General features: G+C 45.5%; 16 protein-coding genes and 1 other RNA gene. 7 read left to right on the forward strand and 10 right to left on the reverse strand.

The annotated features are described in order from the left end of the window. Window positions 1-41: 41 nt before the first annotated feature. The 3 genes from F7D73_RS00765 to F7D73_RS00775 all read left to right on the forward strand — a co-directional run bounded on the left by F7D73_RS00765 (window position 42) and on the right by F7D73_RS00775 (window position 3,250). Window positions 42-1,445, forward strand: a complete 1,404-nt coding sequence (locus tag F7D73_RS00765) for a DUF4270 domain-containing protein (protein WP_228117588.1) — start codon at window positions 42-44, stop codon at window positions 1,443-1,445. Between the two features lie 9 nt (window positions 1,446-1,454). After that, window positions 1,455-1,586 carry a dehydrogenase gene (locus F7D73_RS16120; protein ID WP_153121841.1) on the forward strand — a complete coding sequence of 44 codons (132 nt, stop codon included), beginning with the start codon at window positions 1,455-1,457 and terminating at the stop codon, window positions 1,584-1,586. A gap of 329 nt (window positions 1,587-1,915) precedes the next feature. Further along, a complete protein-coding gene (locus tag F7D73_RS00775) occupies window positions 1,916-3,250 on the forward strand; it encodes an NADP-specific glutamate dehydrogenase (protein WP_153121842.1) in 1,335 nt (444 codons plus the stop codon). Between the two features lie 170 nt (window positions 3,251-3,420). On the opposite strand, the gene F7D73_RS00780 is transcribed toward F7D73_RS00775, so the two are convergent. The 3 genes from F7D73_RS00780 to rnpB form a co-directional block, all read right to left on the reverse strand. After that, window positions 3,421-3,828 carry a YkvA family protein gene (locus F7D73_RS00780; protein WP_153121843.1) on the reverse strand — a complete coding sequence of 136 codons (408 nt, stop codon included), beginning with the start codon at window positions 3,826-3,828 and terminating at the stop codon, window positions 3,421-3,423. A gap of 44 nt (window positions 3,829-3,872) precedes the next feature. Further along, a complete protein-coding gene (locus tag F7D73_RS00785; protein WP_153121844.1) occupies window positions 3,873-4,310 on the reverse strand; it encodes a hypothetical protein in 438 nt (145 codons plus the stop codon). A 113-nt stretch (window positions 4,311-4,423) separates the two neighbouring features. Then, window positions 4,424-4,864, reverse strand: an RNA gene (rnpB, locus tag F7D73_RS00790) — RNase P RNA component class A. A gap of 442 nt (window positions 4,865-5,306) precedes the next feature. Between rnpB and F7D73_RS00795 the strand changes: the two genes are divergently transcribed. The 3 genes from F7D73_RS00795 to F7D73_RS00805 all read left to right on the forward strand — a co-directional run bounded on the left by F7D73_RS00795 (window position 5,307) and on the right by F7D73_RS00805 (window position 8,494). Next, complete coding sequence (locus F7D73_RS00795) at window positions 5,307-6,770, forward strand: trypsin-like peptidase domain-containing protein (RefSeq protein WP_153121845.1); 1,464 nt, start codon at window positions 5,307-5,309, stop codon at window positions 6,768-6,770. Between the two features lie 158 nt (window positions 6,771-6,928). Then, window positions 6,929-7,789 carry a sigma-70 family RNA polymerase sigma factor gene (locus F7D73_RS00800; RefSeq protein ID WP_153121846.1) on the forward strand — a complete coding sequence of 287 codons (861 nt, stop codon included), beginning with the start codon at window positions 6,929-6,931 and terminating at the stop codon, window positions 7,787-7,789. 48 nt (window positions 7,790-7,837) lie between these two features. Next, a complete protein-coding gene (locus F7D73_RS00805; protein ID WP_153121847.1) occupies window positions 7,838-8,494 on the forward strand; it encodes a hypothetical protein in 657 nt (218 codons plus the stop codon). Window positions 8,495-8,571: 77 nt separating this feature from the next. Here F7D73_RS00805 and F7D73_RS00810 read toward each other — a convergent pair whose 3' ends face one another. The 7 genes from F7D73_RS00810 to F7D73_RS15985 form a co-directional block, all read right to left on the reverse strand. Further along, a complete protein-coding gene (locus tag F7D73_RS00810; protein WP_153121848.1) occupies window positions 8,572-10,764 on the reverse strand; it encodes a S9 family peptidase in 2,193 nt (730 codons plus the stop codon). A 1-nt stretch (window position 10,765) separates the two neighbouring features. Continuing rightward, window positions 10,766-11,584 carry a gliding motility protein GldB gene (locus F7D73_RS00815; RefSeq protein WP_367383691.1) on the reverse strand — a complete coding sequence of 273 codons (819 nt, stop codon included), beginning with the start codon at window positions 11,582-11,584 and terminating at the stop codon, window positions 10,766-10,768. A gap of 151 nt (window positions 11,585-11,735) precedes the next feature. After that, the gene (locus F7D73_RS00820; protein ID WP_228117589.1) at window positions 11,736-12,998 is read right to left on the reverse strand and encodes a DUF4861 domain-containing protein; all 1,263 of its coding nucleotides are present in this window, start codon (window positions 12,996-12,998) and stop codon (window positions 11,736-11,738) included. 33 nt (window positions 12,999-13,031) lie between these two features. Continuing rightward, window positions 13,032-14,048: a glycosyltransferase family 2 protein gene (locus F7D73_RS00825; protein WP_153121850.1), complete on the reverse strand. Its 1,017-nt coding sequence runs from the start codon at window positions 14,046-14,048 to the stop codon at window positions 13,032-13,034. 3 nt (window positions 14,049-14,051) lie between these two features. Next, the gene (locus tag F7D73_RS00830) at window positions 14,052-14,936 is read right to left on the reverse strand and encodes a TIGR01212 family radical SAM protein (protein ID WP_153121851.1); all 885 of its coding nucleotides are present in this window, start codon (window positions 14,934-14,936) and stop codon (window positions 14,052-14,054) included. Window positions 14,937-14,982: 46 nt separating this feature from the next. Beyond that, window positions 14,983-16,377: a tRNA (N(6)-L-threonylcarbamoyladenosine(37)-C(2))-methylthiotransferase MtaB gene (gene mtaB / locus F7D73_RS00835; protein WP_153121852.1), complete on the reverse strand. Its 1,395-nt coding sequence runs from the start codon at window positions 16,375-16,377 to the stop codon at window positions 14,983-14,985. 235 nt (window positions 16,378-16,612) lie between these two features. After that, entirely contained in the window at window positions 16,613-16,783 is a 171-nt protein-coding gene (locus tag F7D73_RS15985) for a PG1828 family lipoprotein (RefSeq protein WP_194256806.1), read from the reverse strand. A gap of 529 nt (window positions 16,784-17,312) precedes the next feature. On the opposite strand from F7D73_RS15985, the gene F7D73_RS00840 reads away from it, so the two are divergent. Further along, window positions 17,313-18,485 (forward strand): MFS transporter, encoded by a 1,173-nt coding sequence (locus tag F7D73_RS00840; protein WP_153121853.1) that lies wholly within the window; start codon window positions 17,313-17,315, stop codon window positions 18,483-18,485. Window positions 18,486-18,499 lie beyond the last annotated feature (14 nt).

The following is an 18,499-nucleotide window of genomic DNA, read 5'->3' on the forward strand; positions in this document are numbered from 1 at the left end:
ATTTATCAAGGATAATGAAAATTCTTAGATTATTTACGGTTATGATGATAGCAGCGATAACTTTCGCTGCATGTGATGACACCACCGAGAACATCGGTGGTAGCATCACTAACAATGTAGACAACATCAACATCTCTAACGCTGTTTTCGATGTTGCTACCAATTCTCTAGTTGCAGGTCCGGTGCTCAACAGAAGCAACTCCGGCTTGATAGGAAAAGTAAAGGACCCGGAGACGGGTACATACGTTTCGGGCGATTACATGAGCCAGTTTGGCGTACTTCCTGATTTCGACATCGACACCCTGCAGTATATCCAGAATGCCAACGGTGGCAGAATAGAAGCAGACTCCTGCTACCTGCTCGTCTCTTACAAGAGCACATACGGCGATACCCTCGCCCCTATGAAGGTGACAGCTTACGAGATGACCAAGGCGATGCCGGAGAACTCCAACTATCTCTCCGACTTTGATGCCTTTACCGATGGATATGTCAGCAAAGACAATTACCAGGCAAGTGCCACCTATCAGCTCAGCGATTATGTAACTAACTTCAAGATTTATCTCAACAAGCCATATACAAAGGACGGCAAGACCTACAAGAACTACGGTTCTTACATCATGCAGACCTATTATGAGCATCCTGAGTATTTCGAGACCAGCTACCGCTTCATCCACAACGTATGCCCAGGCTTCTACATCAAGAGCGTGGGCGGTGTAGGCAACGTGGCTAACATCTGGAACACCGAGCTTCAGTTCTATTGGACCCGCAAGAAGCAGATCAAGGCTTCTGATGGCGTTACAGACAGTACAGCCGTAGGTCATGGCTATCATCGTTTCGATGGAACCGAGGAGGTATTGCAGCTGAACAAGATTACCAATGATGCCAGCAAGCTGGCTAAGTTGGCAGCAGAGGAGTCGTGCACTTACATCAAATCACCTGCAGGAATCTTCACCGAAGTCACCCTACCTGTAGATGAAATCATGAAGGGACATGAGAAAGATACGCTCAACACAGCTACCATCTCATTCCCACGACTCAACAATACTGATAACAACAACAAATATCAGTTTGATGTGCCTTCTACCATCCTGATGGTACAGAAAGATAGTCTGAACAGTTTCTTCGAGAAGAACAAGATTACAGACAACCGTACCTCGTATACAGCCAGCTACAGCAAGACCGGTTCTACCGTAAACAATGCCTTTACATTCAACAACATCAGTAACCTCATCTCTGTGATGTACAAGAACAAGGGCACGAGCGACAACTGGAACAAGGTGGTACTGGTACCAGTAACGGTAACAACCAGCACACTGAACAACGCTACTGTAATCACCAAGATCAATCACGACATGGCACTTACCTCTACCCGCCTCCAGAAGGGTACGAAGGAGAACAGCCCTATCAAGATCAAGGTAATCTATAGTAAGTTTAAGGAAGAATAATCAGACGACATGGCAGACAATTTTCTTGAGCGACATCGCGAGGACTACGAGAAACGAAAGGCAGCATGGCTTAGAAGGAAGAAGCACCTTCCCAAGATAAAGCAGCCAGCCCTTCAGCGACCTGACGATGAAGCACTGTAAAATACAAAATCACATTCAACATTAAAATGAAATCCCGATAGGCGATTACGAGTATGGCTCGCAACTGCTTATTGGGATTTTTTGTTGTTCTTATCTTCCATCCCAGATGTCATTCTTTCCCTATTCATGATAACAGTTTTTTCTATATATAATAAGGTGTACGTACACAATTATACTACAGCAACCTTTACGAAAAGTTAAAAAAGTGACTTTTTTCTACTTTTTCTTTATTTTTTCTATCTTTTTGTTGGTTATTCCAAGAAAAAACTATATCTTTGCAAACAGAAATAGGAAAAATAGATTTAAACACAATAAAAGATAAAAAGATTATGAAAGCATCTGAAGTAATCGCGAATCTCCAAAGAAGATTCCCAAATGAGCCTGAGTACATTCAGGCAGTTAGTCAGGTTCTCGGTACTATCGAGGAAGAGTACAACAAGCACCCTGAGTTTGAGAAGGCAAACCTCATCGAGCGCCTTTGCATTCCAGATCGCGTGATTGAGTTCCGCGTATCATGGGTAGACGACAAGGGCAACGTTCAGACTAACATGGGTTACCGCATACAGCACAACAATGCGATCGGCCCTTACAAGGGAGGTCTTCGCTATCACAAGTCTGTAAACTTGGGTATCTTGAAGTTCTTGGCTTTCGAGCAGACATTCAAGAACTCTTTGACTACTCTCCCAATGGGTGGTGCAAAGGGTGGTTCTGACTTCTCTCCACGTGGCAAGAGCAACAACGAGGTGATGCGTTTCTGCCAGGCTTTCATGACTGAGCTTTACCGTCACATGGGTCCAGACGAGGACGTTCCTGCTGGAGACATCGGTGTTGGTGGCCGTGAGGTTGGTTATCTCTTCGGTATGTACAAGAAGTTGACTCACCAGTTCCAGGGTGTCTTGACCGGTAAGGGTCAGGAGTTCGGTGGTTCTCTCATCCGTCCTGAGGCTACAGGTTACGGTAACGTTTACTTCCTCTGCAACATGCTCGCTACAAAGAACATCGACATCAAGGGCAAGACAGTCTTGGTTTCAGGTTCTGGTAACGTAGCTCAGTACACCATGGAGAAGTTGCTCCAGTTGGGTGCTAAGCCTGTTACATGTTCTGACTCTGACGGTTACATCTACGATCCAGACGGTATCGACCGCGAGAAGCTCGACTACATCATGGAGCTCAAGAACGTAGAGCGTGGACGTATCAAGGAATATGCTGAGAAATACGGCGTTAAGTATGTAGCGGGTGCTAAGCCTTGGTTTGAGAAGGCAGACATCGCTCTCCCATCAGCTACTCAGAACGAAATCAACGAGGAGGCTGCTAAGGCATTGGTTGCCAACGGCGTTATCGCTGTAAGCGAGGGTGCTAACATGCCAACTACTCCAGAGGCTATCAAGGTATTCCAGGATGCTAAGATTCTCTACTCTCCAGGTAAGGCTGCCAACGCTGGTGGTGTTGCAGTATCAGGTCTTGAGATGAGCCAGAACTCTGAGCGCTTGAAGTGGTCTCGTGAGGAGGTTGATGCCAAGCTCCACGATATCATGAACGATATCCACGCTAACTGCGTGAAGTATGGTACAGAGCCTGATGGTTACATCAACTATGTAAAGGGTGCTAACGTAGCAGGCTTCCTGAAGGTGGCTAAGGCTATGATGGCTCAGGGAATCGTATAAAATAGAATACATAAGAGAGATTAAGGTCAAATCATCAACATAAAACAGTTGGTCAATAAATAAATAGATAGAAAAAGGATAGTAAGTCGCAAGACTTACTATCTTACGATAAAAGCTCCATCTGCACATTGCAGATGGAGCTTTTATTATTTAGCAATAGAAGTTTCCTATTATACCGGAGTATCCTCTGGATTATCCTTGAAGAGCTCATCAATGGCAGGGATTTCATCCTCATCAAACCATCTGGAAAGCTTTTCCTGTGCTTTCTTCTTGGCATCCTCTGACACATCGCCCCAAACCTTATGGAGCACATAGAGCAATACAGCCAGATCATCGCCCAAACCAGCGATAGGAATGGCATCAGGAATCACGTCCAACGGACTAATCAGATAACCCAAGGCTGCAATAATAATTGCCTTATCCTTCAAAGCCACCTTATCGCTCTCCAATGTATAATACAGAATGAGTGCGGCATATACCATCTTGGCACCCGCACGCTTAGCGATATGCGAAATCTTCTCGACAAATGCACTCTGAGTGAACTTGTCCTTGTAATCCATAAAATCTGGTAATGTCATATTAATTTATAATTATTAATTAATAATTTATAGTTTTTACAAGGCTATGCTTTCGGCTCGTAGAAGAGTACAGCCTTGATATAAGTTTCCATCTTTGCCTCCTTGTGCTTGTTGACACGGAAAAGGATAATCATCTGGAGAAGCGACTTGGCAAAGCAAGCCAGCAGCAAGCCGATGATGATGGCAATGACGGTGGTAAGCGCCTTGCCATTCTCATAGATAGGCGACTTATCAGGAAAACATGACAATATCAATACAGGAATCACGGTGATGAAACCACCCACAGTGAGCTGGGTACGCTTGGAGCCACCCATATCCAATATCGCCTGCTTATCAAAAAGGTAATCGTCAAGATCCATGCGGGTGATGCCGTAATTCTCCAACTTAGGGAAATCAGGCTCATCGCCATACTTGTCAATCTTTCCAGCCACCTTGTGTTCAAAATCATCTAATATCTGCTTCTCCGGTTCTTTGAGTTCCATAATCTTGTTAGTGTTTTAAATTGTTTGAAATACTACATCATACTTGTTATTATATAATAAGGTATTACACCTTCAGATATAAACAGGCAATGATGCAAAAGAACTAAAATAAAGAAAGCAGTGCCCCTATAAGCCGAGTTCTGTACCTGCAATAAATGGTAAGAGAACAAAGAAATGCAGGCGCTTGTCATTTATCTAGTCCCAGAGTCACCCCTGGGCTCAAGCACTCTACCCTCCACAGCAGTTCCCGAAGGAACAATCGGACGAGCCGCCCTCAATCTGCGGTATACATGAGCTTACAGCTCCCAGATGGTACAGCCTGACGATTACCCGCCAGCTGGTGGTCTCTTACACCACCTTCTCACCCTTACCCGACACTAAACCACGATGAAGCAAGCTTCACCGCTACGGAATAAGTTTCGGGCGGTTATTTTCTTCTACCGACACCTACTGTCACCAATAGCTTCTAGTTTCGGAAGTGGGATGCCCTATGCTGCCCGGACTTTCCTCTCGCACGCCAATAACGGAATGCCAGCGACAAGCCGGAGCACTGCTTTCGATATGCAAAGGTAAGAAAAAAAAAGAAGAAAGGAAAATTTATCTCCATTTTTTTTATCTCTTTTGCCTTTTTTGCCTCTCTTTTCGAACAAAGAGAACGAAAGGAAGGGGAAAGAAGCTCAAATAAACAGAGATTTCTGCGGGTTTTAATTTGCAAATATTAAAGTATTTCTATTTTTTAGTTTTGTATACAGAAGTAAGAAAAACTACAGAAGTACTGAATATTTGTAAAAATAGGGCATTCCTTGTTTAACAGCCGTTAAAGTGTTAATTTTAAATGTTAAAACCGAATAAAAAACGAAGCAGAAATGAACGTATATCAGAAAATGACTCTATATTTGCAACCGAAAAGCAACAGCTATTGCCACAGAAACAGATTGGCACACTTTTAGCTACTGCTTAAAACAAAGAATAGAAAATTAAAAAAAAATAAGAGACATGAAAAAAGTAACAAATTACGTAATCGCTGCATTGTGCGTAGGTTCACTCGCATTCTCTGCAGGTTCATTCATGAAGGTTAACGCAGCAACATCAGCTACTGCAACAACTCCTGGTCAGCCAGTTGACTTGACATTCGCAGCAGAAAAGGCTCTGCCTGCCGTGGTACATATCAAATACGTACAGAACTCTAAGGTAAAGACCGTAGACGTTGAAAGCGATCCGTTCGGAGGATTCTTCGACCCATTCGGCTTCTTCGGAAATCCAGGTCAGGGAGGCACACGCAAGCAGCAGGTTCAGACCCCTAAGCGCGAAGCTACCGGTTCGGGTGTCATCATCAGTACTGACGGCTATATCGTGACCAACAACCACGTTGTAGAAGGTGCTGACGAATTGACAGTAACATTGAACGACAACCGTGAGTTCTCTGCCCGCATCATCGGAACCGACAAAACTACCGACCTTGCCCTGATCAAGATTGAAGGCAAGAACCTCCCTACTCTTCCTATCGCCAACAGCGATAACGTAAAGGTTGGTGAGTGGGTTATTGCAGTGGGCAATCCATTCGGCCTCAACAATACAGTAACAGCAGGTATCATCTCTGCCAAGGCACGTACACTCGGTGCCAACGGCGTGGAGAGCTTCATCCAGACCGATGCTGCCATCAACGCAGGTAACTCAGGTGGTGCTTTGGTTAACACCCAGGGCGAACTGGTAGGTATCAATGCCATGCTCTATTCCCAGACCGGTTCATACGCAGGTTACGGTTTTGCCATCCCAACCTCTATCATGAACAAGGTGGTTGATGATATCAAGAAGTATGGCAGCGTACAGCGCGTCATGCTGAGCATCCAGGGCAGCGATGTCCTCAATTACATCAATGCACAGAAGGAGAATGGCAAGGAAGTGGATCTCGGAACCAACGAGGGTGTATATATTGCCAAGGTAGACGAGGACGGCAACGGTGCAGCTGCCAACTTGAAGGAAGGCGATGTCATCACCAAGGTAGACGGCAAGAAGGTAACCAAGATGGCAGAGCTGCAGGAAGCTCTCAACGGCAAGCGTCCTGGCGACAAGATGAGCATCACCTACCTGCGCAACAAGAAGACCATCACCAAGACCATCACCTTGAAGAATGCCCAGGGCAATACTTCAGTCATCAAGAGCGCAGACCTCGATGTTCTCGGTGGAACCTTCCGTCCTGTCACACAGAGCATGAAGGATCAGCTCAACATCAAGTATGGCGTAGAGATAATGAAGGTGAGCAACGGTGCTCTGAAGGATGCCGGCATTTCACGCGGATTCATCATCCAGCGCATCAACGACAGCAATATCAGTTCACTCGATGACCTGCAGAAGGCAGTGAAGAGTGCTTCAACCAGCAAGGATCCTGTGCTCTATATCCAGGGCATCTGGCCAACAGGCAAGAAGGCATACTTTGCAGTTCCATTGCAGAAAGACTAATCATTGCAAAGAGTTTTTAGAAGAAGAGATAAGTTTTTACCTCTTCTGAAATGATAAAAAATGACAAAATAGCAGGTATTTTCAAAAATATCTGCTATTTTTTTTGTTATTTCAAACAAAAAGCGTACTTTTGCAATAACATAAAATTAAACTCTACCATGAGACAGCTTAAAATAACAAAATCTATAACGAATCGTGAAAGCGCATCGTTAGAAAAATATCTCCAAGAGATTGGTCATGAAGAGCTTCTTACTACAGAACAAGAAGTAGAATTGGCTCAGAAAATAAGGAAAGGTGATAGAAAAGCGTTGGAAAGACTATGCAAAGCTAATCTGAGATTCGTGGTTTCCGTAGCTAAGCAATATCAAAACCAGGGCTTGAGTTTGCCAGACCTAATCAACGAAGGTAACCTTGGTCTCATTAAGGCTGCCGAAAAATTTGATGACACCCGCGGCTTTAAGTTCATTTCTTATGCTGTATGGTGGATCAGACAGAGTATTCTGCAGGCTATCGCCGAGCAGAGCAGATTGGTGCGCCTGCCCCTCAATCAGGTGGGAAGCGTAACCAGAATCATGAAAGAAGCGTATAAATTTGAACAGGAATACGAACGCAAACCTAGCATCAACGAGATGGCTGAACGCATCGACATACCGGAAGATAAGATTGCGGATGCCATGAATGCCAACAGCCACGAAGTCAGCGTGGATGCTCCTTTCGTCAATGGCGAAGAAGGCAGTATTGTTGACTCCATGACAAACCCAGACTATCCTACAACGGACAATGAGCTGGTCAAGGAATCACTCAGAACGGAAGTGGAGCGAATGATCAAGCTTCTCGGTGATAGGGAGCAGAAAGTCATAAAGGCCTTCTTTGGTATCGGTGAACCCGAACTGACACTGGAAGAAATAGGCGTAAAATATAACCTGACCCGAGAGCGCGTGCGCCAAATCAAGGAGAAGGCCATTCGCCGAATACGTCATAATACGAAAAATAAACTGCTGAAATCTTACTTGGGATAAGCATGAGAAAGGCTGAATCCTATAGAAGACAGCATCTGAAATAGGAATATGAAAATGAATATTAGAAAATTAGCTTTAGCAGCAATGGTAATGGCTGTGGGGGTTTCGTCCATGGCCAACGCTGCAAAAAATGATCCGAAAACCGCATATATCTTCGGTTTCGCATCATCATTCAATGATTCTACAGTATACATTACTGGAGTTCAGCAAGTAGACTCAGCCTACTTCGTAGGAAAAGCAAATTTCCTGGTAAGCAGAGACAACTATTCTTTCCAGTTGAGAGACTATCTGGAGCAGCAGGGTGCCGGATACAGAACCTGCGCTGTCATCTATGACATCAACAAGAAGAAAGCGGAGAAGAAATGGCTGAAACTTTACAGTAAATATACTCGCAAGCCAAAGGCTCAGCGCCTGAAGAGCGGTGAGAAGCCAAAGGATCTACCTACTCCATGGTTGGTTAAGACCATCGAAAAGGAGGATTTCCATTTCGTAGGTATTGCCCCTACTTCCTTTGAAGAGCCTAAGACCAAGGCTGAAATCAAGGCAGAAAAGCTGCAGGCAAAGGCTGAAGCTAAGAAGCACAAGGCTGACCTGAAGAAGCAGAAGCAGAAAATCAAACAGGCTAATGCTGAACTGAAGAAAGCCAAAGCTGAGGCAAAACTGGAAAAGAAAATGCAGAAGAAAATGCAGAAAGAAAAGAAATAATAATAACAATATAGGAAAATGAAAAGCCCAGGGTTCTTTACCCTGGGCTATTTTGTTTTACCCCATTCGAGGCGCGCTTACTTCTGCATATGCTGCTTAAACCAATTGCAAATCTGGCGCAACAGATGATTGCGGGTATTGCCACCAGAAATACCATGGTTACGGTTGGTATACCAGATTTCCTTGAAGTCCTTGTCTGCCTGAACCAATGACTCGGCATACTCGAAGGTATTCTGTGGATGAACATTATCATCTGCCAGACCATGACAAATCAACAAGGCTCCATGCTGCTGGGCAGCACGCTCCATCGGATTCACCTTATAGCCATCCTCATTCTCCTGAGGAGTGCGCATATAACGCTCGGTATAAACACTGTCATAGTAACGGTAACAGGTAGGAGGCGCTACAGCCACACCTGCCTTGAATACAGGGCGACCTTCACTCATACTCATCAAGGTATTGAAACCACCATAACTCCAACCCCAGATACCGATATTATCCTTGTCTACGTATGGCAGACTGCCCATATAGAGAGCTGTCTCAACCTGGTCCTTTGACTCCAGATCACCCAAACGGAGATAAGTACACTTTTCAAATTCAGCACCACGGCCACCGGTACCACGACCGTCAACACATGCTACGATGAAGCCCTCCTGAGCCAGGTAATAATCGAAGGCGCCACCGCTACCCATACTACCGGTGCTCCAAGCATCAAGAACCTGCTGACTGCCCGGACCAGAATACTGGAAGAGGATAACAGGATACTTCTTGCTGGCATCAAAATCTACAGGCTTAACCATCCATCCATCAAGCTTCACGCCCTCGGAAGTGGTGAAAGAGAAAGTCTCACGCTTACCCCAGTTATACTGCTTGGTCTTTTCGAGGAGTTTCTTGTTATCTTCCAACATCTTGATGACCTTACCCTTGTTGCTGCGAACCGTGAAGACATAAGGATGGGCATAAGAGCTCCATGTGTTCACGAAGTAACGGTAATCACCAGAGAAGATAGCGGCATTGGAACCCTCTGCATCAGTAAGGCGCTCAACCTTGCCATTCTTATGAGCCACATAAACCTGACGGTCGTGAGCGTTCAACTTGGCTGCCTGGAAATAGACGTCGCCAGTCTTCTCGTTCATACCATAGATACTGGTTACATCGTAGTTACCCTTCTCTACCTGACGAATCAGCTTACCGCTCATATCATAGAGATAGAGGTGCATATATCCATCGCGGTCGCTAGGAAGCAGAATGTTCTTCTTGCCCACGATACTGTTCTCTACCACTTCTTCCTTGACAAACTTAGGCACGCTTTCCTTAATCAGCTGCTTACTCTTGCCTGTGAAAGGATTCACGGAATAGAGACGCATATCGTCCTGATGACGGTTCATGGTGTAGACAATCAGACTGTTGGCATCAGGAGATGTCTTGATACGTGGATAATAGCCGTCTGAATCAACAGGAACATCGAGCGAAATCACCTTACCGCTCTTCAGATTATAGCTCCAGAGACTCACCTTGGAATTGTCCTGACCAGCCTTAGGATACTTGTAGGAATACTCACCAGGATAGGCATGATACTGGCTGTTGGTAGGATGACTTCCCTCGAAGAGCTGCAGGGAATAAGTCTTCACATGACTCTCATCAAAGCGGATCCATCCGATAGAAGTACCGTCAGCATTCCATGCAAAAGCACGGTTGAAGGCAAACTCCTCTTCGTAAACCCAATCAGGAATACCATTGATTACCTCGTTAAACTTACCGTCCTTGGTAACCTGAACTTCCTTCTCTCCATCCGAGATAAAGATGTTGTTATCCTTGACGAAAGCGATATGGCGTGAATCAGGCGACCATGTAGCTACCTGCTGTTCAGCACCTTCTGAGAGTTTTTTTAAACTCTTGGCAGCCACGTCATAAATGAAATATTCAGCCTTGAAAGAACGGCGATATACCGCTTTTCGGTTTGTCATCACCAGGATTTTCTTGCTGTCTGGGCTCATCACGTAGCCGTCGATATAATTGAAAGGAGCATTGGAAGCATCCAGATCGAGCAATACAGCTACCTGCTTACCAGTCTTGAATGAATAACTTACCACCTGCTTGCCATTACTGCTGATATTAGCATACAAGTCGGTGCCCTCAATAGGGTTGATACCTGATACATAAGCAGGATTAAATGCGCCGGAAGTAATTGACTTCAAATCCAATTTCTCGGCTGCCTGCAGGGCAGATACCATCATGATTGTTGCGATAAATGTTGTTATTTTCTTCATTTTAATCTTTATGTAAAGCCTCGATAGGCGAGTAATCCTCGTCTTCGAGCAACTGTTTCACGGTTACCTTTGGATAACGTTTTGTAAATGAATTGATCGTTCTTACGTATTTTGACTGAAATACCGTCTTACCCATTGCCTTATTCACTACCCACATGATCTTGCCCATATGCAAGTCACGGTCTAGCTGCGGACGGTTATCAAAGTTTGCCATCGGATACAGACTGAGCAGATAGAACGTCAGACAGTCGGGCACGATATATTCTCTTGTCATCGTACTGCGCTGCTGCACAGTATAGTATTTCTTATAAAGCGGATAGTCACTTCCCATATACTTATCGAGCGAGATTCCAACCGAATGCTCACCCACGACGATGCTCTGGTCCAACGCGCCTATCTGTGAATAGAAGATAGGCGGATGTATTTCGGGAATCCAATGTCGCAGACGCTCGAAAGAGGAAACCAGCTGCTTGTTGATATCATCCATATTGGCATAGGCTGCCTCGGCATCAGCTATCAGCGACTGAAGGGTGGAATCCTGATAAAACATCAGGAAACGGTTGCTGATATTGGCATCGGTAATGGTACCTAGCTGCAACATCTTCTCTATAAGGGTACGGGTTTCTATCGGATAGTCGGTATTCATCTGCTGGAGTGCAGAAAAATCACCAGTAGTCAGATATCGGCTTTGCAAACGGTCATAGCGGTGCACCGTAAGCGGTGCAGCGTCACCCTCCTCGTTCGACTTGAACTTATATTCACAAGCCGAATGCAGAAGCAAAATTGCTAATATGACAATATAATAAAAAAATCTTTTCACGTAAATTCACTGTCTTCTGATTACGTCTGCAAAAATACTAAAAAAAATGATAAAAACCAAGCGTTTTAGCTAAAAAAATAAAAAGAAAAGCCAATAATGGGCAAAACGCTTACATTTTTACCCATTATTGGCTATTTGTGCAACATTCCGGCTATCGGATAGTGCAAGATACAGAAACCTTAACAGGTTCTTCGATCTGCTTCTTCCAGTCTTTCAACCACTGGTACCATTCCTTTTCACCCTTGAAACCATAGGTTTCATTGGCACAAGTATAGGCTAGCTTATAGCTCAGGCGGTTACCTACTGGCTTTACTACCTGGGTATAAACATCCTTGTTGGCAGGCTCCTGACTGACCAAAGCTGTCTGAGGAACATAGATGCCCAAGCCTACCGTTTCCAACTTATGCTTGCCATCGTCCTTGCCTGTTGGCCAGTCGCTGCCATAGCATCCTCGCAACCCCTTATTGTCAGAAAACTCGCTAGAACCCTTCACATTGATAAGTCCCGTAGCAAAGAGATAACCAGAGGCATCCTTATTGAAGAATACATCCACATCGAAATCGCGATGACCCGCATAGATGGTATATCGGATAGTTGCATTCACCGGCTTCAATCCCGGAGCCGGAACCCATCCATTATCTACCACCTCTACGATGGCACGAAGCGGACCCTCGGAGATGACACGCTGCTCCTGATATTTCACATCGTTCAGCAATACCTGATTGGTTCCATCCCAACCACGCAAGGCACCGAGTCCGTAGGTATTACCAACCCAGAGACAGTCATCACCCGAACCGGCAGCCAACTGTTCATCGCTTGGATAGAACTGGGTATCATAAACTACCAATCCCTTATTGATCTTTCCATAGAGGTCGATGGTCTGGCGGTTATCGAAATAAACGCGCATAGCCACCAGATCGCTCTCAAAGCAGACACCATGAGAATGAACATAGTGATAGCAATCCTTGGTTTTCTTGTCGAAGGAGATACTACGCAGATAGATGTCCTGCTTGTTCTTGGCAAGCTTCTTGTTCTTGCTAGGCAGACAGAGTTCTGCAAAGGTACGGGCTGGATACTTCGCCTGCACACCCTCCTGGAAGAGCTGCACCTGATAGGTCTTGGTCTCTTTCTTGCCAAGATCAACCAGGAAACAGAGTTCATCGTTGGTACAATCACGGTTGGTGTCATCGAGCTGAGAAGGAATCTCCTTACCGTCAACGGTTACCACGGCACGCTGAATATCACCAATAGCTCCCAACTTACTGAGGTCGATAACCACCGGAGCATCGGTCTTAGCCGACTTGGAAGGATTGGATACCGACACTTCAAAATTCGCCTGTGCCTGGACTGATATGGCAAAAAGCGATACCAGCGCCAGCATCATTTGTTTCTTCATTGTTTGTTTCTTCATCATAGATTCTTATTTTAAGTTTGTTTATAATTCCGTTTATAACTGCGAGAAGAACTTCTTGCTTCTGACATAGTACTGCCACAGAATAGAACAGTCCAAAATCTGAGGAATATTCTCCTCCACCCTGCTCTCCTGAATCTTCTTTCGGTCCTGGTCAAAGTCGTGCTTCCATGCCTGGAAAGCCTTTCGCGCCTTGAAGATTGCCTTGCAGTCACCCAGGTTACGATTCAGGATAAGCGTCTGGAATGCAGCGAGATAATCCAGGAACCAACGCTTACGCATTACAGCCTTCAATTCCCTATCACTCAGGTTCTTATAAAGCATCGTTAAATTATTCCTGAAATTCAGATAGGTCTTCATCGGATTGCTTTTCGGCAAGGTTCCACCACCGACATGATACACCTCGCTCTCAGGAATACAGTATATCTTTCTGCCCATCAGGCGCAATCTCCAGCAGAGATCAATCTCCTCGTTATGAGCAAAGAATCTGCCATCCAGTCCACCGGCATTCCAGTAATCTTCCGAACGGATCATCATGCAGGCTCCCGTAGCCCAGAGTATCTCCTGCTGATAATCATACTGTCCGTTATCACGCTCTACGGTATCAAAGATTCTACCCCTACAGAAAGGATAACCCAACTTATCGAGATAGCCACCACATGCACCGGCATACTCAAACATATCCTTATCATATTCAGCAAGCAACTTAGGCTGGCAAGCAGCCACCTGAGGATGGGCATCCATAAACTCGATGAGCGGAGTAAGCCAATGATGCGATACCTCTACATCACTGTTCAAGAGAACATAATAATCAGCCTCTATCTCTTTCAAGGCACGGTTATATCCCTCGGCAAAGCCGAAGTTCTGCTCCAGGACGATGGTCTTAACATGAGGAAACTGAGTCTCCAGGAGATGCATGGATTGGTCTGAAGAACAGTTGTCTGCTACCCATATCTCAGCATCCTGCCGCGAATACTCCACGACATTAGGCAGATACTTAGCCAGCATCTTCTGCCCATTCCAATTTAATATAACGATTGCTACCTTTGCCATATTTTATTGTAAACTCTTTAACTTATTATTCAGGAGATTGGTGAACTCATAGTTCTTGAGTCCCCATTTGGGAGCGATCAGCAGGTCTTTAGGCGATTGACTGACAAAGCGTTCCAATACCAAATCCTTCCTCAAGAGTCGGATGTACCTGACGATAACATCAATGTACTCCTCCACCGTATATACATGGAAAGGATGCTCGGCATACTCCTGCGCCAATCGGGTACCCTTGATAATCTGCATCTGATGAATCTTCAGGATATCAAGAGGCAGAGAAGAAATGACAGGTGCCTGCCTGAGACTTTCCTCCGCATCCTCTCCGGGCAGTCCGATGATGATATGCCCACCCGTCAGAATGCCTCTCGCATGAGTCCGCTCTACCGCATCACGGCAACAGGCGAAATCATGACCGCGATTGATTCGCTTCAAGGTCTCATCATTGGCACTTTCGATGCCATATTCCACAAGTACGAAGGTATGCCTGTTCAGTTCCTCCAGATAATCCAGGAGTTCATCGCTCACACAGTCAGGACGGGTACCAATCACAATGCCTACCACATCCTCTACCCGCAGCGCCTCCTCATACATTTCCCGCAGAAGTTCCACCTTGGCATAGGTATTGGTATAAGCCTGGAAATAAGCCAGATACTTCATATCAGGATATTTTCTATTGAAGAAGGCCTTGCCCTCCTCCAACTGTTCCGTTATCGACTTTCTACGGTCGCAATAGCTTGGATTAAACGTACGGTTGTCACAATACGTACATCCACCGCTCGAGATTTTTCCATCCCTGTTAGGACAGGAGAATCCTGCATCTATCGAAATCTTCTGAACCCGGAAGTCTGGAAACTGCTTCCGGATCCAGGAACCAAAATCATTGTAGTACATTGAACTTTGAAGTTTGAGCTTTGAACTTTATGATTAGCCCTATTAACTATAAACTATCAACAAGCTCTGCTTTCAATGCCGTCTTGTCGTGATTGAAATCACCCAGGCGAACCTTGATGAGCTGATTGTCATATTCTTCCTTGGCGAAAGCTGGCGAAAGCTCCACGCGCACATAGTTCTTGGTAAAGCCGTGCATAGCCTTGCCTCTTGGCGCCTTTTCGAAAAGCACCTCAGCCTCAGTACCGATATACTGGGCATAGAATTCCTGTGTCTTCTGGTCACTCAACTCCAGCAGACGCTTAGAGCGCATCTTCTTCTCCTTCTCGTCTACTACGTATGGAATCTTCAATGCAGCTGTTCCCGGACGCTCTGAATATGGGAAGACATGGAGTTGGGTAACAGGCAGACTCTTCAGGAACTCATAACATTCCTCAAAACACTCTGGAGTTTCACCGCGACAACCCACCATTACGTCTACACCGATGAAGGCATCCGGCATCTTCTCCTTGATGAGATTCACCTTATGGGCAAAGAGCGCCTTGTCATAACGGCGATGCATCAGTTTGAGCACCTCATCGCTTCCGCTCTGCAACGGAATATGGAAGTGAGGCATGAAGGCACGGCTCTCTGCACAGTAAGCAATGAGATCATCATCACAGAGATCCGGCTCCAGACTGGAGATGCGATAACGCTTGATACCCTCCACCTTGTCCATCGCCTTCACAAGATCCAGGAATCGCTCATGGGTAGTCTGACCGAAATCACCGATGTTCACACCGGTGATGACAATCTCCTTACCTCCCTCAGCAGCCGCCTGCTCACACTGAGCCACCAATGACTCGATGCTAGGATTACGGGAATTTCCACGGGCGAAAGGAATGGTACAATAGGTGCAGTAATAGTTGCAGCCATCCTGTACCTTCAGGAAATAGCGGGTACGGTTGCCGCGGGAACATGAAGGCTGGAAGGTTCTGATTTCCTTCGTCTTCACGCTATGATGCTGATGAAGGGCAGAATCCGACAGCTCCTGAGCTTCGCCATTTGTAGGCAAACCATTCTCAACAGCAAACTTCTGCGCCCAGGCATCACTGAGATATTGAATCAAGTTCGCCTTCTCATTGGCACCCAACACCAGGTCTACTCCCTCTATTTTACTCACGTTTTCTGACTCCAGCTGTGCATAGCAACCGGTGACGATGACAAAGGCACCAGGATTCTGTCGCACCATGCGATGAATGGCCTGTCGGCACTTATGATCGGCAACCTCAGTAACGGAGCAAGTATTGATGAGACAAATGTCAGCATTCTCCCCCTTTTTGGCAGTAATCACGCCCATATCTTCGAGCATCTTGCCAAAAGTGGAAGTTTCAGAGAAGTTGAGTTTGCAACCTAAAGTGTAATAGGCAGCCTTTTTGCCTTGGAAGGCACTTGAATCTATCATATATTTATCTTATTCTTTGGTTTCTTTAAAGCTTCTGCCCTTTCAGGGCGTATAGGGGATACAGTTGCTACTGGTCTTTACCTTACCCTTCGAGCAGCGACCATTGGTTTTGGGAGTGTAGCTAGCTGAAAAGGCGTTCACCTCCCCCAAGACTCTAGGTCTATAAAACGAAAAAAGCCGCTAGACCAAGGTCCAGCGGTTGTTTCTCTCATTTCTGTTCGTCAGTAATTCTAAATTACTTAGCAGAATCAGCAGCAGCTGTATCAGCAACAGTTGTATCAGCAACAGTTGTGTCTACCTGAGCTGTGTCAGAATCAGCAGAAGCTGTGTTCTGAGCTGTTTTGTTACCACATGATGCGAAAGAGATAGCTGCGATAGCTACGAACATAAAAACTAATTTCTTCATTTTCTTTGCTTTTTAAATCTGTAAAACAATCATTCGTTTATTAAAACTGATGCAAAGGTAAGCATTTTTTCGATATGTTGTTCTTTTTTTTGCGACTTTTTTTAGGGGTATTTTGTAACAAAATCACAATCGCCTAATAATCAACAACTTATAAAGTGCTAACAAAGGTTAAAGTTTTTGGTGTGCTCGGAAACACCAAGATTTTAACACTTTTCATGCATTTTAAGTGCATTTTCAAGATGCCATACTCCCATCCTCCTGAAGCCCCAAAATCGTAAAATGTGTGCCCGAACATCGATTTTTTCCTGTCCAGGCTCTTGACTATCGAAAAATTCTGCATATATAATAAGGTACGCGCGAGGGAAAGCGGGAAGAACGCATAGAAGAATATACAAAGGAAATGGCATAAACAGTCAGTAGATTTTTGAGAAAAGAAAAAGTTTTCGTAACTTTGCACTATGTTTCAGAGGAATTTTCCCTGAACACAAACAGATTCCGGAACAGAACAGAAGAAATAACTGAAAGAAAAATGATACAACTGAAAGAAAACAATGGAATACCTCGCAGCCTCTTACTGACGATGGCTGTGATAGCAGGACTAACTGTAGCCAACTGCTACTATAATCAGCCCCTACTGGAAATGATACGCCATGACCTGGGCATCAGCCAGCATAGTGCCAACCTCATCACCGTAGCCACACAGATAGGTTACGCCCTGGGCCTATGTTTCCTCATTCCCATGGGCGATCTCTACTCGCGTCGCCGCATCATCGTTACCAACATGACGGTGGCAGCCATCATGGCCATCATCATAGCCTTGGCACATAACGTATGGCTTCTCTGGGGCGCTTCCCTCTTCCTGGGAGCCTGTTCGGTGATTCCGCAATTCTTCATCCCTATCGCCGGACAGTATTCTGCGCCCAAGAACAAAAGCAGGAATATGGGAATCGTACTATCCGGACTCCTCACCGGCATCCTGGCTTCACGAGTCATCAGCGGATATGTAGGCGACTGGCTAGGCTGGAGAGAAATGTTTCTCATCGCAGCTGTCGTGATGCTGATCTGCATGGCACTCACCCTCAAGATTATTCCAGAGATGAAACGCAACTATATCGGAAGTTACAAGGGATTGATGGTTACCGTCTTCGAAATCTTTGCCTATCATCCCCGCATCCGTCTCTACTCCATCCGTGCCGCCTTCGGTTTCGGCAGCATGATGGCTATCTGGTCCTGTCTGGCTTTCCATCTGGCTCAGGGACCTTTCTTTTCAGGTAGTGAGATGGTAGGAACATTGGGTGCCTGCGGTATCGCCGGAGCCCTTGCAGCCAGCGGTATCGGCAAACTGGTTCCGCGATACGGCATCAGAAAACTGAGTCTTTACGGAGCAGTACTCCAGATTGTCGCATGGAGTATTGCCAATCTCTACGGAAATACATACGCAGGTCTCATCATCGCCATTATTCTGGTAGACATCGGTCTGCAATGTCAGCAACTCAGCAATCAGAGTGGCTGCATCCAGGAAATCCCCGAAGCAGCCAACAGAGCCAACACCATCTTCATGACCACCTATTTCATCGGCGGTTCATTGGGTACTTACTGTGCCGGCATTGCCTGGACCCAGATAGGATGGCTGGGAGTCTGTACAGTAGGAATGGTCTTTGCCATCATCTCGCTCTGCATCTCCGTCTGCAACAGAAAATAAAAAAAATGCAATAG

Origin of the sequence: Segatella copri, from assembly GCF_009494395.1 — a bacterium.
GTDB lineage: Bacteria > Bacteroidota > Bacteroidia > Bacteroidales > Bacteroidaceae > Prevotella.